Genomic DNA, 19,969 nt, shown 5'->3' on the forward strand with positions numbered 1-19,969 from the left:
AACTGGTTCTCGGCAACCCACATCTCATCTTATGGTAAAGTTGTCATTCTGACTATGTTAGTCTCGTATTATATCTTTTCCGTGTGGTATTACACCCGCAAAAAAGACTTGTTCAGATATTACAGAATCAGGCTGAAACTTGGTACTGAAAGACAAAGAAGTGGTCTGTGGGTACTGTGCGGATTCTTAGCATTCGGACTGTGTGTGAGTGCTTTAATTCTCTCAGTTAGTAGCTTAGACTAATTGTTTATTCTACAACTAAAGACCTTGGAATAGCTAATGTTCCATCGCATCTACACTATTGATAAGAAGTTCGTTGAATCTGCCTACTGCTTGATTTGCCTCAGGTCTGTTATACCATCGCGCTTTGAAGCGGCGTTTGTATGGTCTCTCCTAACGTCACTATTTATGCTCGGCCCGCTTTATCTCTTCTATCCTCTTGCACCGCCTCGGGTTCTATTATTAACTCTTGGTGTGGGTACCGTGGTTGGAACTGCCATACGGCTTTGGATTCACAACGACCTTGAATATGTTAAAGAATTGCCGAGAGCTGAGTTGGTCCAGAGGAGCGGACTAATGTTGCGAGCAATTCTTGTTATGGTTGGTATCGTATCTGTGTTGTACGTGAGGCGTCTAGTATCGGCTGGATAGAGAAAGCCGGATCTACCGCCATGATGTGATCTACTTCAGGTTTCAAAGACAGGTATGGTGATCTTGGTGTCGTGAGATTTGCTCCGCTGCTATCTGTTAAAGGTCCCTCGTCGCTGCGCTCCTCGGGATGACTTGCCTCTTCGCCTCTTCGCCTTTTCGCCTCTTCGCCTCGCCCCTCGACTACGCTCGGGGTGACTTGCCTCTTCGCCTTTTCGCCTCTTCGCCTCTTCGCCTTGCCCCTCGACTACGCTCGGGGTGACGTCTGTACAAAGTTCCCCACCATGCGCGCCACCGCCCGCGCGCCGAGCGTTGGGCGCTCTAGGCGGTTCGTGCGTTGCTCGCAGAGGTCGAGCATGGTGCGGCCGCCGGCGATGATGGCGCGGAGTTCGAGGCGCAGACGCCAGGAGTGGGCGTGGTTGACAACAGGAGCCCCTTTATCGAAGAGGGCACGGGTCCGTTTGATCACATCACTGTCGGTGATGGGGAGGTAGCTTCTTCCGCGCTGAAGATCTGTGCCGAGGTCCTGCAGGAAGTTTGTGATCTGCAGGGCTGTGCAGATGGCGTTGCTGCACGCAATTGCTTCTGCGGAGGGTTCTCGGCCGTTGTGATCGAGACGTAGGAAGAGTTCACCAACGGGATCGGCGGAGTTGCTGCAATAGGCAAGGACGTCTTCCCAGGTGGTTGGGGTGACGAAGTTGACGTCGCTCTTGAAGGCTGTGAGGAGTCGTTGAAAGGGGGCTAGGGGCAGCCGCACTTCCTTGATCGTCTGATGCAAGGCCACAAAGACTGGGTCTTCTGAAATGTCGGATGACCCAACTAGTTCGTGTTCGAGCTCATTCAATGCCGCGATGCGAGCGGAGGTGTCTGTGGTCCACGGCTCGTCAGCGATGTCATCTGCCAGACGTGAGAAGGCATAGATAGCAAAAAGGTGCTTGCGCATCCGAAGAGGCACAAGCACCGATGCTACTGGAAAATTCTCGTAATGACGACGGGCTACGTTCGCACAATGAGCATAGGCCTCATCGACGGAGATCATGTCAGTCGTTGCGCTTGTTGCGCAGGTCTTCGATCTCTGAATTGTCCTTCACCTTTTGGAACCAAACGTAGAAGGCTTGATTGCGAACCTTGTTCGACATGTTGGCCATCACAGCGTTACGGTCTGCTGCAAACTGCTGCATGTTGGCATCAGCACGGTTGAGAACCTTGATCACAAACCATGCACGCTCGCCACGTACAGCACCCGTTGTTGACCCCGGAGCTGTTTGGAAGATCTTGGCCGTGGCCATGTACTCACCACCGAAACCGGTGAGGGTTCCGTTGTCCTTGACGCCCATTTGCGTGACCATGCCTTGTGAGGAGTCGGCACCGAATGATGCTGCGAGCTGCTCTGCCTGACCCTTAAGCATGTCGAGCTTCTTGCGCTGCACAAGGATGCTCTTGATCTTGTCCTTCATATCCTCGAGTGGCTTCACACCAACCTCGCGGGCATCAGAGACTTGAGCCACAACGGTGCCGTAGTACTTCACATCCTTGCGGATCACATCACCCTTTTCGCTGTCAAAGGCCCATGTTGTGAGTTCGCGTGAGGAGAGTACTGGGGATTCGTTCGTGAAAAGGGGCGATTCCTGCACCGGTACCTTCAGGCTCGAGGCAACGGAATCGATCGGACGACCATTGGAGATCTCATCGGCAGCCTTCTGTGCCTTGGCCATGGTCTGCTGCTTCGTTGCCGAAGAGAGTGTTGGCTTGATCACGATCTGCGAATATTTGAGTTCTGTTGATTGCTTGTCCGTGACCTTGATGATATGGAATCCGAACTGTGTTTCGATCGGTCCAACGGTCTCACCAACGGCTGCTCCAAAGGCTGCATTCTCAAACTCAGGGACCATACGCCCCTTACCAAAGAAGTTCAGATCACCGCCCTGTTGAGCAGATCCCGGATCCTTGGAGTTCAAACGTGCGAGTTCTGCGAAGTCCTCACCCTTCTTTGCGCGTGCAAGAAGCTTGGTGATCTCTGCCTTGGCGGAGTCCTTGTTTGTGCCGAACGGGATGAGGATGTGCGAGGCACGAACCACAGGGTTCACACCTTCGCGACGGTCATCGAGACGGAAGTAGGTGATGCCGGCGGCGGTGTTGAGCGGGCCGAACACTTCGCCCTTGTTGAGCGAGGCAAGGACGGTAGCTGCCATCGGGTCTACTTGACTCAATGAGGTGTAGTCTGTTGTGACGCCATTGAAGGTGGACATCTCAGCAGTGAAGGCGCTATCCTTCTGTGCAAGATCTGGAAGTGCAGCAAACGTTTCGGCAAGACGCTGTGAGCGCTTAGCGGCTTGTTGAGTGTCCTTGAGCGATGGAAGCTGCGGGAAGACGAGGTACTTGATCTTGCGCGAGCGCTTCTGCAAGTAATACTCCTTGTTCTTCTCGTAGTAGGCCTTGATCTCGTCGTCACTCACGGTAACGGCGTTATCAGGCACGCGGTCTGTGCTCAGGGCAACAAACTGCACGTCGGCAGAGCTGTTGTCGATCTTGTACTGAAGCTCAGCTGCGGACAGGGAAGGGATGCTTGCCGAAGCACCTACAGCCGAAGCCAGTGCCTGCTGGAGCATCTGTGAGCGGAGTCCGTCTTCGATGTCGAAGAGCGTCTTCTTCCACTGCTGCACCTGACGGTCGATCTCTTCCTGCGGTGCCTTTTGGGCCGCAAGCATCTCGCCCATACGGTCGGGGTTGGTCACAAGCTCTTGGTACAGACGCTTGTCGAACCGTCCCGTTGAGTCCTTGAAGAACTGGAGCTGCTCCGGCGGGTTGATCACCATAACATCGATGATCTGTTGTGGGGTTACCACAACACCGAGCTTGGCCGCTTCCTGCTTGCGCAGGACTTCGTTCACCATCTCGTCGAACACCTGCTGGCGGATCGTTTCGTCGTCGATCTCTTGGTTCGGGTTCTGCTGACGTTGGGCTTCTACGACATCGCGGACGCGACGCTCGTATTCAGCCAACGTGATGCGGTCACCGTTAATAGTTGCTACTTCCACGTTCTCCGGTGATTTACGGGAACTGGAAATCGTTGTACAGCTCGAATCTTGGATCACCATGAAGGCGATGAAGAGCACGGCTACAGAGCCGAGGAAATACGGGCTGATCTGGCGGATCTTGGTAATGGCACCCATGCTGGGTACTCCTCCGTCGTAAGGAACGAGAAAAACGGTTCTTTATGCTGCTGTCTTTAGGACAAGCTCCAAATATACGGTGTTCAGGGTTCTCAAACAGTCCCCGTTGGTAACTTGTGCCATGGCAAATCAACGACTTGAGCCCCATGAGCTCCATCTCCGCTTTGTCCCTGCCGACGAGGTGGTCCTCCATGAGGAGACGGATCCGGCGCGTGTAAACCGCATTCGGGCCTCTCTCGACAACGACGGCGTGCTTAGAAACCCTCCGATCGTGGGGTCGGGAGTGGTGCTCGACGGAGCCACACGAACCACGGCCCTGAAGCTGATGGGGGCCAAACACCTCCTCGTTCAGCAGGTTCCGTACGGCGGCGACCACGGAGTTGAACTCCAGGCATGGTACCATGTGCTTCCAACCCAGGCCGCAAAAAAAGTGATCGAAGCAGTGGAAGGGGGCAACCATCCGGCCAGTGTGGTGGAACGAACCACCCTTGAACGAGCGAGCGAAGCCCTGCGCGATTTCCGTCCGGGTATGGAAGGCCGCGCCTGCGCTGCCATCGTCCGAGGTGAGGATGACGTCCTCCTCCTACACCCGTCCGGACCAGATATCTCCACACCTCACGTCCTGCGCGAATTAGTGGGACTCTACGGGGGCAGCGGAGAGATCTACCGCATCGTCCACGACGACCTTGTGAGCACGGTCCGCAGCGAAGCCGAATGTCCGGCCATCGTGATGTTTCCGTCGTTCTCCACTGAGAACATCATCTCCTCCGCAAAAAACGCCGACTACCTCCCAGCCGGGATCACCCGTCACATCATCCCCGGCAGAGCTCTGAATCTGAATATCTCGCTCCACCTTCTCATGGCCTCAACGCCACTTGAAGAAAAGAACACGTGGCTTCAGGATGTGATCACATCGAAGATCCTCGCCCGAAAGGTGCGGTACTACCACGAACCGGTCTTTGTGTTTGATGACTAGCCCCTTACTCAAATCGGCTCGTTCCAATGGAGAGATCGTGGAATTGCACTTCGAAACCGAAGAGCGATGTTTCCTTCCGATCGAAGCATTTGCAAACGTTCCGGGGTTTTCGATCCTCAAGGATCGTGACGTGGCCCTGCATCCGGCCGTTGTGTGTGGACTTCTCACGTGGTCGAACGGACTTGATATGTCGCCTGATGCACTGCGCGAGTTGGTGCAGGCAATCGCCCTCCCACGTGAAGCAACACAACACGTCACGTTTCCAGTCGTAGAACGCACGATGTCTCCAATACAAGGAGACACCATGCCGATCATATCGATGTTCTACGGGATCATCATTATGATGGTCTACGACGAGGGATCACGACACTATCTGCCTCATGTACATGTGCGGGCGGCCGAGCATACTGCTTCGATCTCCATCCTCAATGCGGAGATCATTGCCGGATCACTTCCACCAAAGAAACTTGCCCTTGTTCGGGCGTGGATCATCCTCCATGAGGAAGAGCTCATGACGAACTGGGATCTGTGTCGCAAACATCAAACACCAGTACCATTATCACCGCTGCAATGATCACCATTGGACCATATACCGTAACACTATTGGAAACATGTCGCTTCGGACTTGACGGAGGTGCGATGTTCGGCGTCGTTCCAAAGACGCTGTGGGAGCGTGCCTATGCTCCGGCAGATGCAAAGAACCGCATTCCGATGGCGGCCAAGGTTCTACTTCTTCGTTCAGCCGACAGAACGATCTTGGTTGACACGGGGAACAGCCCCTTTATGTCGCCGAAACTCCAAGACATCTACGGCATCACCTTTGCCGATCACACGCTCGATGCCTCTCTCACCGCACATGGCGTTGCAGCTTCCGACGTTACCGACGTGATCCTCACACACCTGCATTTCGATCATGTAGGGGGCGCCGTGCTTGCCGATGGAACTCCACGGTTTGCAAATGCAAAACACTACGTTCAGCGCGATCATTATGCGTGGGCTCTCAACCCGACGGAAAAGGACAGAGCGTCCTTTATGCCGGAAATGTATCAGCCGCTGTTCGATCGCAACATGGTAGAGCTGCTCGATGGTCCGGGTCAGGTCCTGCCGAACGTCGGTGTGGAACCACTCTTCGGTCACACCCAGGCCATGCAAGGTATCACCGTCAGCGACGGACAGACCACGCTCTTCTATCCCGCCGATCTCATGCCCACAGGTGCCCATGTCCCCGTGCCCTATGTGATGGGCTACGATAATCATCCGCTCACCACCATTGCGGAGAAGAAGAAACTCCTTCCGCGCATCATCGATGAAGAGTGGATCGTTGTTTTTGAACATGATGCACTCCGCGACGCCGCACGTGTGGTAATGGGTGATAAGGGGCCGATGTTGTCTGAACCTATCGTGCTTACAGCATGATGTACGACCGTGTGACGAAGATCATCGACGACAAGGAATGGTCACGACTCTGTCGGTCCATCGACGTAACAGAACGTCACGGCTTCCGCGTTGAACTCGATATCGAGCACGACCTCGCCCTCTTCCGCGTGAACGGCACAGTACGCTGCGTCACCAACATCTGTCCACACAAACGCATCGCCCTCATCTACGACGGCTACGTCGAAGACGGCACCGTTACCTGTCCCATGCACGCATGGCGCTTTGACATCTGCACCGGCGCAAACACCTCCGGCGGCGGCGGACTAAAGACCTATGAGGTGCGCGAAGACGCGGGGTGGGTGTGGTTACTCATGAAATGACGCCTCGTCACACTGAGCGAAGTCGAAGTGCGTATCGTCACGCTGAGCGGAGTCGAAGTGAAGTCGAATTATAGTGATTAGGTGTTAAGATTGTCCCAATTTTAGAATTGCCTTAGCGGATTCACCAGTTACCCAGTGACCACTTTGAGATTGCTTTCTTCATCGTCTAATGAGGTTGTAATGAAATGTATCGTTCTCATTATAACAAGTGCATTTCTTGTTGTCACTTCAGAAGGACAATGGTCGATTGTCAACACAGGTGTACAGACAAATCTTGCATCTGTTAGGTTTACCTCCGAGAATGACGGCTGGATCGTAGGCGCAGATGGACTGGTTCTACGATCAACAAATCGTGGACTCGATTGGACTGCCGAGACACTCGCAGAGAAACGCCACCTCAGATCTATCGACTTCACTGATACCCTCAATGGCTGGATTGTTGGTGATCATGGTGTCATTCTAAGGCGTGCCTGGGTGCCGGGCACAGTCGGAGTCCGCTGGCATGTAGTTCCTAGCGGTACGATTGATGACTTAAGAGCCGTTGACTTTTTCGACCCTGATCACGGATGGGCATGTGGAGGTCGCGGAGTAGTTCTCAAGACAAATGATGGGGGAAGAACGTGGAGAAATATCCATTCTGCTAAAAATGACTGGGAAACCTACTTCGGTTTGCATTTCACAGATAGTCTTAATGGGTGGGTGGTTGGTTCAAATGTGTTGCATACTACCGATGGAGGTGAATCCTGGGATACAGTCGAAATCGGATCAGTAGAGGAGATGCGCGGAGTTGAGTTTGTGAGCAAGGAGATCGGATGGACAGTGGGTAGACTCGGCGTGATTCGAAAGACACTTAATGGTGGCCTTACGTGGAGCGGTCAATGGAGCACTACGGGTGTTATGCTTACCTCAGTAAGCTTCGTTGACGAAGCCAATGGTTACGCCGTCGGCGGCGGAGTCTATGGTGACTCCTGGATTGATAGCGGGAGAGTTGTTCGTACATCGGACGGTGGCGTTACTTGGATTCAGGAAGAACAGCCAACAGGCTGGTGGATGATGGGGTCATCGCACTCGCCGTTGGGACAGCCATGGGCAGTTGGCAACAAGGGCACGCTTATAAGACGTGACGCAGTGCTAGGCGTTTCTACATTCATCAAGAGCGAAAGACCGCTTGGTAAAGGGAAATACTATGATCTCCTAGGAAGAGAAGTCGATAAACACTCTTCTGGTTTGAAGTTTTACATTGAGGTCACTGATAGCGACGTGCGCGCGACATTAGTTACACATGATGTGACGAGGTGATAATGACTGAAGGAATAGTATTCCACTACACCACGATTCCGGCGCTGTTTGGCATCGTCACCAAAAGAGAATTGTATCTGAGTGATGTACGTATGCTCAATGATCCGACTGAGCTTCATTTGGGATTGCGATATCTTCGAGACTTGGTTGCTGATAAGATCAAACAAAAGAAGGACGTCCCGACTATTTATCTCCAAATGCTCATTGATGAGGTAAGTTCTAACACGCATCGATACGGGTCCCTTGACGATAGGACTTTTGTCAAGTGGCTCGAGGGATTGCCCCAAGAGGTTATTGCTGGCTATGATATGAATGTGCCATCAAATCCGAACAAAGCTTTTGTCTTCTCTTGTTCCCGCCAGCGTGACAAGTTGGACTTATGGCGCCCTTACGGCGACGACGCGAATGGAGTGATGATAGCGATAGATAAGGATAAATTGAAGAAGGCACTTCAAGAGCATTCCGGCCTTACTGACAATGTAGCGTGGGTAAACATGAGGTATGATAAGACGGAGCTATGCAATGAACTAAGCAAGGATCTAGACGCGATCCTGAATATGTACATGTCCATGGAAGAGACAAATCCTGACACGCCGCTCCATGAACCCTATTCGAATCTGGCAAGGCGATTGGTATCGAAGAAACATAGGGCATACAAGTCGGAGAAGGAGATACGCCTTCACGTGAACCAGAGTGTTCGACCGCTGCGTGTTGAATCTGACAGTGGCATTCGCCTCGAGTACGTCAATAGTCAGACCTCTGTTCATCGTCGCCTGGTGCTTTCTTTGGGGTCTGATCTAAAGCCTATAATCGCATCGGTACTTCTTGGTCCTAAACACAAGGGGCGTGCCACAGAAACCATGGTCAGGGAGTTCCTTTGCGACAATGGAATTGAAGCCGTGGTCTCCACTTCGAAGGTCCCCTATAGGTAGAGGATCGGCCGTTGTGATGGCCTCACATCAGTCATGTCGAGTGTGACACTTTATCTTCAATTCGACTTCACTCAGTGTGATGATACGTCATTATGTCACTACGTCATTTCACTAACGGGCGACTGTTATCTGCACCGGCGTTCCCACCGCAACAGACGAATCGGCCGGTGGGTCATGGGCGAGCACCACGCCTGAATCAAAGGCGCTGGATTCTTTATACGAGAGTGTGCCAACGATGAGTCCGGCATCGAGGAGGATGCCTTGGGCTTCTTCGAGAGAGAGGCCTACAAGGGATGGGATGCGGACACCGGTGGAGCCCCTTGACACAACAACACTGATGATTCCGTCGGACGGGATCTCGGCGCCGGCCGGCACACCTTGGGCGGCAATGCGGTCAACGGCGATAGCGTCGCTTGTCTCATACGTAACATCACCCAGTTGCAGTCCGATGCGCATGAGCGAGAGTCGCGCGTCGCGCACGGTGAGACCGTAGAGCGACGGAACACGGATCGTCTCGATGCCCTTGCTGATGGTGAGGTAGATGCGACGTCCTTCTTTGACAGTTGCATTGGCATAGGGGAGTTGCGACATCACCGTCCCCTTGGCTATCGACGCGCTGTATTGCTCGCGCGGCTCCATCACCACCAGTCCGGCATTGGCCAGCTCTTGTGATGCCGTGGAAACACTCTTCCCGACAACTCCCGGAACGGAAATAGTATCGGTCATCGATACGATCCACGGCAACAGCAGCTGGTCTACCATCACGCCGAGCAGGAACACGGCAACAAGCCCTGCACCTGCGATCACGCCGATCTTTTTCCATGTCCAGTTCATAGTGCGAAGATAACTTGCATCATGCTAGCACCCGAAAACATCCTCCACGCCATCCGATCCACGCGCACGGCCGTGATCACCACGCACATGAACCCCGACGGAGATGCCATCGGTTCTGCGCTTGGTCTCTGGCACCTGTTACGTACGCTTGGATGCAGCGCAACGGTGATGTTGCCCAATGCAGCCCCCTCAAATCTCCTATGGATGGAAGGGTCAGGGGCCATGGTGGTGTATGATGAGAGTTCGCGGAAGATCCTGGATGACGCTGATACCATCTTCGTCCTCGATCTCAATGCGATCTCACGACTCGGCGACCTCGGAGCAGCGATCGTTGCATCCACGGCCACCATCGTCAACATCGACCATCACACCTATCCCGAAGACTTTGCCGGCGTGGCCTGGATCGACACCGATGCGTGTTCTACAGCCGTCATGATCGCACAGATCGCCGATGTTATCGGCAGCTACACTCCCGCAATGGCCATGTGCCTTTACACCGGCATCATGACCGACACCGGCTCCTTCCGTTTCCCGCGCACCACGTCAGACGTCCATAAGACAGTCGCCACACTCATCGATGAGGGGGCTGACCCTGTCCGCTCCTACGACGAAGTAATGAACCGCGGCTCTGTAGGCCGCACCCGACTCCTCGGACTCGCCCTCAGCACCATGGGCGTCCACGCCGGCGGTCGTCTATGCACAATGGTTGTGCGCAAACGCGACATGCTTGCCAACGCCTGCACCCGTGAGGACGTAGAGGGCTTTGTATCCCAAACCCTCGCTCTCGACGGTGTAACCATGGGCATCCTCTTCGTTGAAATCGACGACGAAACAAAGATCTCCTTCCGCTCAAAAGGCGATACCTACGTCCGCGACCTCGCAGCCCTCTACGGCGGCGGAGGCCATGTCTATGCCGCAGGTGCCCGCGTGAAAGGTCGTGCGTTTGATGAGGTGGTGGGAGAAGTGATAGAGAAAGCAATTACAGCAATGACTAATGACAAATGACTAATGACTAATGACAAATGACTAATGACAAATGACTAATGACTAATGACTAATGACTAATGACAAATGACAAATGACAAATGACAAATGACTAATGACGTGGAGTCACACTGAGCGAAGTCGAAGTGCAGCGTCGTCAGTTATTAGTCATTAGTAATTAGTATTGATGATTGCCTTCCTAAGCTCACCCCCCGTCCCCCTCTCGCACGCTGCGCTCGAGAGGGGGTGCCGGTTCGTGTTATCAGTCATCGGTCATTGGTCATCTGTCATTAGTCATTGGTCGTAATGTCATATTTGCATCAATGATACACCTACAGCTCCACGACGTAGAGCCCCTTCAAAACCTCTTTCTTCGCTGCACTGACTACCACGAGTTAGAAGAAGGGGAGTCAACAGCCGATGATGCGGCCGTAAACCTACTTCAGAATGTTCCTCCCGGCACAGCGCATGAGGATAAGATCGTCCTTGGCTTCCATGATGATACGGGGCTCCTCGTTGCCATATGTGATCTCTTACGCAACTATCCGTCAGCAGGTGAATGGTGGATCGGACTTCTGATGATCGATCCAAAGTATCGTAGCGCCGGACTCGGCACACAACTCTTACAGGAGGTTTTCAGCATGGCCAATGCCGAACAGGCAACCGCACTGTGGGTAGCTCCACTCGTTCAGAATCCCAAGGCCCAACGCTTCTGGGAGCGACACGGATTTGTTGAACAACGAACAGCACACACAACTACCAGAAGCGGACGCACGAATACGGTGGTGGTGAGAAAGAAAATGACGCTATGACGATTATGACGGTTATGACGATTATGACGATTATGACGATTATGACGATTATGACGATTATGACGATTATGACGAACTTGATGTTCGTGATACAATTAGAATAAAAACCTCGATCAAACACCATCTAGGGGAACTAAAACATGAAGAACATCCTCTCCTACTCAAGTGCTCTCGTAGTTCTTTTCTTGGGCATTGCTCTTGGCGCATGCTCAAGTACCACGCCTCCACCTGATCCAACAAACAAGTTCGCGATCAAGGGTAAGGTCAAGGCCACTACAACGGAGAACGTAAGTGGTGTTACAGTTGCTGTGCCATCAAAGTCGGTGACAACCGATGCAACCGGCGCGTATGCGATCACTGATCTTGACAACGGCTCGTATGTGGTAACGCCTACCAAGGCCAGTATGACGTTTACACCGGCAACGCAAACCGTCGCCGTCAACGGAGCCGACACAACGATCAGTGACTTCGTTGCCAAGACAATACCAACGTATGAAGTTCCGGAGATGGTGGCTGTTGAGCCCGGGACGTTTATGATGGGACTTCAAGAAGGTCAACGTGGTGGTGGTTCCTTTGCCAAACCTTCTCACCAAGTAACGCTAACAAAAGCGTTTTGGGTTAGTAAGTATGAAGTCACGCAGAAGCAGTACGAAAGTGTGATGGGCACGAACCCAACCATTAACAAAGGCCCCAATAAGCCAGTCGCAAACATGACCATCTTTGACCACGTTGCCTATTGTAACAGACTGTCTGAACTTGAAGGCCTTACGAAAGCATACACTGTAACAGGTCCTACTATCACATGGGACAGGGAGGCAAACGGTTATCGACTACCTACTAGTGCAGAGTGGGAGTACTGTGCAAGAGCGGGCACCAGCGATAACACATATGTGGGAATTTGTGATGCCAAAGATCCAAATGCGCTAATGGATGGGATAGCATGGTACAGGAGTAACTCCATGGATGCCGCTGGTGATATTCAAAGCCATGATGTTGGACTCAAGACTCCTAATCCATGGGGGTTGTATGACGTGCTAGGCAACGTGAGCGAAATCTGCTTCGAAACACCCCTGCCATATTCAGACACACCGAAACTCGATCCATGGGATGGATGCACGATCACCGATATGGACGCACGCGGTGGTAACTACTCCGGTACATCAAGTGATTGTCTTGTTTCCGTTCGATTCGGTGCGGACGCAACAAGATTGAGCGGCACAAATGGCCTTGGGATGAGACTAGTACGAAACAGATGAGAATATTCGGGGAGGAGGTCGGGTAAGAAGTGTGAAGAGATGATTACGTGGTATTCTCTAAACCTTGTTCAGATGGCAGCAGTATTGAACGATGTAACAGTGCAGTCAAGCCGATCAAGACCTGCTTGGATTCTCGGTGCTAGCAATCCAAGTTGATTTTTGCCAGTGTCGCCAAATGTGGTCTCAATGTCGTCTAGGATGAAGTTCTCCACTTGACGTATGATTCGATTCCAAGTGCCATGTCTCTTGGAGAAAGCTGCATATCATAAGCCTACCTCTTTGACCGCCTAACGATGATTGGAAATTGCAATCACAATTCGCACGAACCGGCACCCCCTCTCGAGCGTAGCGTGCGAGAGGGGGTCGGGGGGTGAGCTAAGGAAGCCGTCACACTTCGACTTCGCTCAGTGTGACGGCGGTTATTTTGCTCAATATGGCGTACGGTGATGGCGTCATCCCGAGCGCAGCGAGGGACCTCGTCTCTGCAAGCGAAGTGTGCTGTGGAGGAGAGAGATTGTAATGAATGACACGAACCGGCACCCCCTCTCGAGCGTAGCGTGCGAGAGGGGGCCGGGGGGTGAGCTAAGGAAGCCCTCGCACTTCGAATTCGCTCAGTGTGACGGCGGTTACTTCGCTCAGTGTGACCTCACACTTCGACTTCGCTCAGTGTGACGGCGCACTTGGACTTCGCTCAGTGTGACCTCGCACTTCGACTTTGCTCAGTGTGACGTACGGTCACCGCTTCACTCGAGCTACCGTTGCAAACTGGAGGTAGCGAATGTCGGAGAAGTGGCCGAGGGAGAGAATGATCAGTGGCCATGGACGGAGGGAGGACGTTGGGTTGATTCCAACGTGCTGGAGGATCTCATAACCACTTGATTCATACATCGAACGGATACTGTTGATGGTAAAGAATCGGAAGTGGGTGAAATCCATCACGCCTTGGGTGGTATAGGTCCAGTTTCGACCAAAGATCAGATCGAAGAAGTTTCGATGGTATCGGATGTTTGGCAAGGAGCTAACTACAACGCCACGTTCTGTGAGTTTGTGTTTGAGCCGATCAAGCACGGAATACGGATCGATCAAATGTTCGAGAACGTCGTTGCAGACGATGGCGTCAAAGTAGGCGTCAGGAAGCTCGTTGAGGAGCACGGCCACATCGCCTGACAGCACGGTATCGAGGTTCTGCGCAGCAACGTGAGCTTTCTCGGGGTGGTATTCAATTCCCCATACCTCGATCCCACGGTCCCTCTTTACCACTGCGCCAAAGTTTCCTTCGCCACATCCGATCTCAAGAACCCGCGTTATTCCGTCAGGCAAGAACGCAAGCATCTCGTGGCGGACGCCACTGTAGTAGTCGTCTGGCTTGATGGTCTGGGATTCCGACATCAGATCATTGACTTTTCAATAAGCCCCATACCAAGATCAACTTCTGTTGTGCTGAGGTTAAGGGGCGGACGGAACCGCACGGAACGGGAGCCACTGCCAACGAGGAGGAGGCCATTGTCGAAGGCATTCTTGAGGAAGCTGTTGCGCTCTTCCTTGGTCGGAAGATCGAAGGCACTGAAGAGGCCGGCGCCGCGGATATTTGTGATGCGGTGTTCGCCAACGTTTGAAGCAAGGGTCCGAAGCTTTTCGCGAAGGTATGTGCCAACGGTTGCAGCGTTTTGGACGAGGTTTTCTTCGGCGATGATCTCGAGGTACTTGGTTGCGCGAACCATGTCGACAAGGGAGCCGCCCCATGTGGAATTGATCCGACTCGATGTGTGGAAGACGTTGTCGGGAACGTCGTCGATGCGCGGCCCGACAAGAATGCCACATACCTGCATCTTCTTGCCAAACGTCATGATGTCGGGCTCTACACCAATACCTTCATGAGCCCACCAGTTGCCGGTGATGCCTACGCCGGTCTGGACTTCGTCAAAGATCAACAGGGCCTCGTTCTCGTCGCAGATGGTGCGGAGCGCCTGCATGAATTCCGGACGGAAGTGGTTATCGCCCCCTTCACCCTGAATTGGCTCGATGATGATGGTTGCGATGTCGTCAAGATTCTCAGCAAAGGCACGCTTGATCTCGCGGATTGCCAGCTCCTCGTTCTTCTTCACCAGATCCAACACCTCGTCGTTGGCAGGGAAGGTCATGAATGGCGGGGCAATGCGGGGCCACTGGAAATGTGGCCACAGGGCGGTCTTTGTAGGGTCGGTGTTGGTGAGCGACATGCAGTAGCCCGACCTGCCGTGGAAGGCCAGTTCGAAGTGCATGATCTGGTGACCCTTCTCCTCCTTATACCCCTTGGCAAAGTTCTTCCTGACCTTCCAGTCCATTGCGGTCTTCAAGGCATTCTCCACGGCCAACGTCCCGCCATCAATAAAGAAGGCATAGCGGAAGTGCTTCGGGATGGCCAGTTCGAAGAAGGTCTTAACAAACGTGGCCTGCTCTGCCGTATAGATGTCGGAGTTGGAAGGCTTATTGAGCGCTGCCTTGCCCAGATACTCCACAAATGCCGGATCGGTCATCTTGGGGTGATTCATCCCGATCGGCATCGAGGCAATACACGTAAAGAAGTCCAGATACTCCTTGCCCGTGCGCGCCTCCACCATCCACGTCCCGTGCGACCGGTCGAGGTCGATCACATGGTCGAACCCGTCCACAAGCATGTGCTCACGCAGGGTGGGGAAGACGTCGTTCGGCGAAACAGCAAATCGAGGGGTGTAGGGGGCTTTCATGGACGCAAATTACCAGTTACTCAGATACGAGATTACGAGGTTACATGGTTACGAGGTTACGAGGTTACCCAGTTACGTGGTTACATGGTTGCGAGGTTACCCATTAACACGGACGAATGTGAAAAGGTGCGAGTAACCCCGTAACCTCGTAACCCTGTAACTGAGTAACTAGGTAAATGGGAACATTTGTATATTACAAGGTCGTACATACGACCCAAAGCAGCATAAAGTAGTTTTCCTCAATGGGATAGGAGTAGTGATGTCAGCAAACGGACATGGATCGGTACCAAAAGCAGGAATGCAACATTTCTTGCTCTTGATCGCGCTTATTGCGGTCTTCTCATTTGGCATCTATCAGTTCGTGATCCCACGCGTTGTTCAAAGCGCCGTGATCACGCTGTTCAAGCCACATGATGAGAAGGATATGGCATCCTTCAAGGAAGTGCAGCCGATGCTGCATGCCGTTGTAACGGATAAGTTCCAAGGGTCCGTGCCAAGCGGAACGGGACTGAAGCCGTTCATCAAGACAGACTACATTTTCGACTTCGGGAATGAACTCCGAAGCGAAAAGAACGACGGATATTCAAAGGGCTCTGGCGAATGGGTTGTGAAGGCCAACGGCGAAGGTGGACTTGGCGAATCTGCCATCATCCTCGAACCGGTCCTGGGCTTCACGGTGCTTTCCATCGTCCTTGGCTTTGCTGCTGCCATCTTCATTACGTTCTTCATGCCGGGTACCATCGGCTACATGTCACAAAAGGTTGAGCGCGAGATCCATCACACAAAGGCGAAGATCCGTCTCCAAACGGGCTTCTCCGATGAGATCGTAGACCTGCTCACGATGCCTGATGATGAACTGGCCAACCTCGAAGCACATCAGGTTCGCAGCGCGTTCAAGTTTGTGTGGGACCGTACAGCACAGGAAGACGAAGACACGGCACGTACTCATGGCCGACGTCTCGTGCGCTACGAAGAAGTGTTCACCAATGATGTGAACCTCGTTGAATTCCGCATGGAAGTGCTCTACATCCGTATCCAAGAGTTCTTCTCGGACTTCGTGGTGAAGGAAATGGAAGACACAACAAAGGGTCTTCAATGGTCACGCAACCGCCTGAAGTTCCTCAATGGTCTGCGCCTCTACATGGCACACCACTTCACGGAAAAGTATTCGAATAACGTAACGGGTCTTGCCTACTTCGGTGCCGCTATCCTTATCGTGATCATCGGTATCCGCGGTCTGAAGTTCATCCCGGCTACAAAGCCTTCCCTCATCCTTGCCGCTATCTCGCTCGAAGGTTCGCTTCTTGCTCTCTTGGCCTTCGGCCTTGTGTACACAGAAGAAGAAGAGCGTATGGACAAGCTCATGAAGAAGATGGAAGATGCGAACAAGAATCAGCTGGAAACGATGAAGGATGTGGCCGAAGACATGCACTCGGTGTCTGATGCCCTCGTTGGCGAAACATCTGAACTCATCAAGAAGAAGGTTGAAGCTGCTATCGCAGAAGCCCTCTCCAGCGATGACAATGTGAAGCGCGTGGTTTCTGACAAGGTGGCGGAGAAGATCATCATCGCCATGCAGAACGCCTTCCCATCACGTCTGCCAAACCAGTAGTAACCTCGATACACGAACAGTGTCTTTACGCCGTGGTACCTTTGGTATCACGGCGTTTCTTTTTCTGCCCCCCCCGCCATCCGCATGATCCTTCGTACTGCGTTCCTTCTTGCGATCCTAACGGTCTCCACGGCTGCCCAGCAGCGGTCTGCAGACGCGCATAGCGTAACGCTCCAGGTGGGCGAACGCGCCCGCACACAACGTTTTGCACTCTATGTGCCGACAACGGGCGATCTGCGGATCGTGACAACTCCTGCTGCGCTGCGCTCACGGTGTACCGTGGTCCGCACGGGTTCATATGATGGTAAGTCGATGGCAGTGCTGATGATAGAGCCGGACACCTCACGTAAAATGCAGGGGGCTTCGGGTACTGTTCGGGTGGAGTGGAAGGAGTCATTGGTACGTGGACCTCGCGTTGAACCACCGTCTTCATATCCGGTGTTGAACGCCGAATGGAGTGCGGGGTTGGTGAAACGCCCCCTGAAAAAGTCGTCTGAATCTGCTCAGGGCGGAATTGCCCCTTCTGTTTGGTACGATGCCTCACAACCGCATGTGCGACTTGAAACGATGTACGACGGCGTGGCGGTGATCCTTGCCGAGGACGTTTTGGCAGTGGAACCGTCACTTACGTCAACTCCGTCCGAACAGCTCACGTTGTTCTGGCGCGGTAGAAAGCAGCATCTCAAGCTGCTCGACGGTGATGGTTCGGGGACGTTTACCAATGGAGATTCGATCCTCTTCATGGGCAGACATCCGCAGGGAGATACCACGTGGCTTGATCTGCAGGATACCGTAGCGGTCTTCTTTCTTACGCGACGTAGCGGTGGTACCCTTGCTCTGATGACGGAGATGCCATCTGGGACCGGTCCTCGCACACGCGTACCGTCGCTGCTCGTGAATGAGCGGTTCGAACTCGATACTGGCTACTACCACCCGGGAAGTGATAACAACGAGGACTATTCCACCTTTGCTACGCCCATGACCCGTTTTGAAGGGTTCTACTGGGAGGCACTGAACGGCAGGGCTCATCAGTTTGCAACACATCGTATCCCGTTCACACCAAGCGGGGAAGGGTCGGTTACCATTACAACCGATGTAGTTGCATCAACAGATGCCAAGAATTACAACCCCGATCATGGCATCGCTGTGTCGGTCAATGGAGCCCCTTCCCAAGGAGTGGAAGGTGATGGCTTTGTTCGGTATGCTCTGGAAAGTACCGTAAGTGCATCGGAGTTGCCCGCCGGACGTCAGTCGGTGCGACTCTTTGCCACCGGCGTTCCGGGTTTGGAGACAACGCCGGATTGGTATAGCGAAGTCCTTCTCGATGCCATCTCCGTTAGGGGGCTTGCCGCTCCCATACTCGTGGGCGGTCGGCTTCGCGGCAAACTCAAGAAAACAGATGCCTCGGATCTCGTGCTCTACAATGCTCCGCCCGGTGCGGCCTACGTGATCGATACCACGAATTGGCAGTATCGTGAAATGCAAGAAGCCGAACGGGGAATAATGGTCCGAGCCGGTGTTACGCCGGCGGATCTTCCATGGCCCGACTCCCTAACGCCAACGGGTCGGTACAGAACAACGGTTACGTTTGACGATCAGGGGTATGATCTGGCTGACGTGCGTGGATTTGTTGTGGTATCCCGATCGGTTACCTCAAATCAACTTCGCACACTCTCCACGTCAAGTGCAGATGAATGTGCAAACCTGATCCAAACCGTTTCACCGGATGAAGTTTGTTGTGTGATCGGTGCCGGTGTTACAGTGACGACTTCGCTTCGTGATGCTCTGCAAGCTCGTGGCGTATCTCTCAGCGCATCGGATACCTTGTGGATCGCGGCCTTTCATGGTTCAGAATCTGCAACAGCCGACGCCAGTTCTCCTTCAGTACGCGGACTTACCTTTTTCGCCCCTTCTTCACGTGCACGCAGCGGATCCATCCAGACAGATCTTCCGTCGGGCATCGATGCAGTGCTCGTGATCGGATCCGGCAGCGGTATTGAGCGTGCCAAGGTCGTGCCGGCATCACTTGTGAATCTCTCCGCGTCTTCACCACAAGCCGATGTGATCGTGATCACGCACCCAACACTGCGCGAACAAGCAGAACGATGGGCGCAACATCGGTCACAAGAGAGCAGCCGTGTGATCCGCATCGTGAACGTGAACGACGTTTTTGATGAGTTCGATGCCGGACGCCACTCACCGGATGCCGTGCGTGAATTCCTTGCCGATGCCTTTGCAAAGGCACCACTTCCAAAGCCAACACATTGTGTTCTCTTTGGAAGTGCAACGTGGGACGTACGTGTGGTGGTCAAGGGCGGCAATGCAAGGTCGAGCAGACCGGATCTGGTTCCTACCTACGGCAGACCAAGCAGCGATTATTGGTTCGGACTTCTTGACGATCCGAACGACGTAAAGACGCCGGAGATGATCATCAGTCGATTCCCTGTGCTTACACCGGATGAGTGTTCTGCGATGATCGACAAGATCATTGTTTCTGATAACACACCGTACGCTCCATGGCAACGACGTTTCTTGTATGTGGGCGGCGGTGAAACAGAGGACGAGGGTCTGTGTAGGATCTATGAGGATCTACTTTCCGACAGATTCAATACCGGCATCCTTTACACCGAACCAACTCTGTGCATCGACACGATCACTGTCTGCAAACCAACATCGGATAATCCCGGATTAGAGATCCGTCAGAACCTTAACGACGGTGTTGGACTGATGAACTACATCGGTCACGGCGGCACAGAGATCTTCGACATCAAGGGATGGGATCCTGAAGATCTTGCCAACGTTGGTCGATATCCAGTAATGGCAACGTTCTCCTGCCTCACCGGCGCATTCTCAAACTCCAGTGCGTTGTGCCGAAACGGTCAATATCTGGTGCAACCCAATGCAGGATTTGTCTCTGCCATCGGAGCTTCCGGGTGGCAATACAACATCGTTGTTACGCA

16 protein-coding genes are annotated in these 19,969 nt (G+C 53.2%); 11 read left to right on the forward strand and 5 right to left on the reverse strand.

Translation table 11 applies throughout. From position 1 onward, the window contains the following. Positions 1–895: 895 nt before the first annotated feature. The gene (locus IPI29_02990) at positions 896–1,687 is read right to left on the reverse strand and encodes a squalene/phytoene synthase family protein (protein MBK7411501.1); all 792 of its coding nucleotides are present in this window, start codon (positions 1,685–1,687) and stop codon (positions 896–898) included. A 1-nt stretch (position 1,688) separates the two neighbouring features. Further along, complete coding sequence (locus IPI29_02995) at positions 1,689–3,821, reverse strand: peptidylprolyl isomerase (GenBank protein ID MBK7411502.1); 2,133 nt, start codon at positions 3,819–3,821, stop codon at positions 1,689–1,691. 121 nt (positions 3,822–3,942) lie between these two features. On the opposite strand from IPI29_02995, the gene IPI29_03000 reads away from it, so the two are divergent. The 6 genes from IPI29_03000 (at position 3,943) to IPI29_03025 (ending at position 8,785) form a co-directional block, all read left to right on the forward strand. After that, positions 3,943–4,797, forward strand: a complete 855-nt coding sequence (locus IPI29_03000) for a hypothetical protein (protein ID MBK7411503.1) — start codon at positions 3,943–3,945, stop codon at positions 4,795–4,797. Between the two features lie 304 nt (positions 4,798–5,101). Next, positions 5,102–5,371, forward strand: a complete 270-nt coding sequence (locus IPI29_03005) for a DUF4160 domain-containing protein (protein MBK7411504.1) — start codon at positions 5,102–5,104, stop codon at positions 5,369–5,371. After that, complete coding sequence (locus IPI29_03010; protein ID MBK7411505.1) at positions 5,326–6,213, forward strand: MBL fold metallo-hydrolase; 888 nt, start codon at positions 5,326–5,328, stop codon at positions 6,211–6,213. Before IPI29_03005 ends, IPI29_03010 begins: the two co-directional genes overlap by 46 nt. Further along, complete coding sequence (locus tag IPI29_03015) at positions 6,210–6,554, forward strand: Rieske (2Fe-2S) protein (protein MBK7411506.1); 345 nt, start codon at positions 6,210–6,212, stop codon at positions 6,552–6,554. Before IPI29_03010 ends, IPI29_03015 begins: the two co-directional genes overlap by 4 nt. 180 nt (positions 6,555–6,734) lie before the next feature. After that, positions 6,735–7,853, forward strand: coding sequence for a hypothetical protein (locus IPI29_03020; GenBank protein MBK7411507.1), 1,119 nt, complete (start codon positions 6,735–6,737; stop codon positions 7,851–7,853). Positions 7,854–7,855: 2 nt separating this feature from the next. After that, positions 7,856–8,785, forward strand: coding sequence for a DUF2971 domain-containing protein (locus IPI29_03025; GenBank protein MBK7411508.1), 930 nt, complete (start codon positions 7,856–7,858; stop codon positions 8,783–8,785). Between the two features lie 111 nt (positions 8,786–8,896). Here IPI29_03025 and IPI29_03030 read toward each other — a convergent pair whose 3' ends face one another. Next, complete coding sequence (locus tag IPI29_03030; GenBank protein ID MBK7411509.1) at positions 8,897–9,619, reverse strand: PASTA domain-containing protein; 723 nt, start codon at positions 9,617–9,619, stop codon at positions 8,897–8,899. Between the two features lie 21 nt (positions 9,620–9,640). Between IPI29_03030 and IPI29_03035 the strand changes: the two genes are divergently transcribed. The 3 genes from IPI29_03035 to IPI29_03045 all read left to right on the forward strand — a co-directional run bounded on the left by IPI29_03035 (position 9,641) and on the right by IPI29_03045 (position 12,671). Next, positions 9,641–10,624: a bifunctional oligoribonuclease/PAP phosphatase NrnA gene (locus IPI29_03035; GenBank protein ID MBK7411510.1), complete on the forward strand. Its 984-nt coding sequence runs from the start codon at positions 9,641–9,643 to the stop codon at positions 10,622–10,624. A gap of 302 nt (positions 10,625–10,926) precedes the next feature. Further along, positions 10,927–11,415, forward strand: a complete 489-nt coding sequence (locus IPI29_03040; protein MBK7411511.1) for a GNAT family N-acetyltransferase — start codon at positions 10,927–10,929, stop codon at positions 11,413–11,415. Positions 11,416–11,555: 140 nt separating this feature from the next. Beyond that, positions 11,556–12,671 carry an SUMF1/EgtB/PvdO family nonheme iron enzyme gene (locus tag IPI29_03045; protein ID MBK7411512.1) on the forward strand — a complete coding sequence of 372 codons (1,116 nt, stop codon included), beginning with the start codon at positions 11,556–11,558 and terminating at the stop codon, positions 12,669–12,671. Positions 12,672–13,406: 735 nt separating this feature from the next. Here the strand turns inward: IPI29_03045 and IPI29_03050 are convergent. Together IPI29_03050 and IPI29_03055 are read right to left on the reverse strand one after the other, a co-directional pair. Then, positions 13,407–14,003: a class I SAM-dependent methyltransferase gene (locus tag IPI29_03050; GenBank protein ID MBK7411513.1), complete on the reverse strand. Its 597-nt coding sequence runs from the start codon at positions 14,001–14,003 to the stop codon at positions 13,407–13,409. Between the two features lie 56 nt (positions 14,004–14,059). Beyond that, positions 14,060–15,397, reverse strand: a complete 1,338-nt coding sequence (locus IPI29_03055) for an L-lysine 6-transaminase (GenBank protein MBK7411514.1) — start codon at positions 15,395–15,397, stop codon at positions 14,060–14,062. A gap of 259 nt (positions 15,398–15,656) precedes the next feature. Here IPI29_03055 and IPI29_03060 point away from each other — a divergent pair, with 259 nt between their 5' ends. Then, positions 15,657–17,009 carry a hypothetical protein gene (locus IPI29_03060; protein MBK7411515.1) on the forward strand — a complete coding sequence of 451 codons (1,353 nt, stop codon included), beginning with the start codon at positions 15,657–15,659 and terminating at the stop codon, positions 17,007–17,009. 84 nt (positions 17,010–17,093) lie between these two features. Then, the coding region (locus IPI29_03065) for a hypothetical protein (protein MBK7411516.1) at positions 17,094–19,969 on the forward strand (2,876 nt) is incomplete at its 3' end.

This window comes from Ignavibacteria bacterium, assembly GCA_016707005.1.
Lineage (GTDB): Bacteria > Bacteroidota > Ignavibacteria > Kapaibacteriales > Kapaibacteriaceae > UBA10438.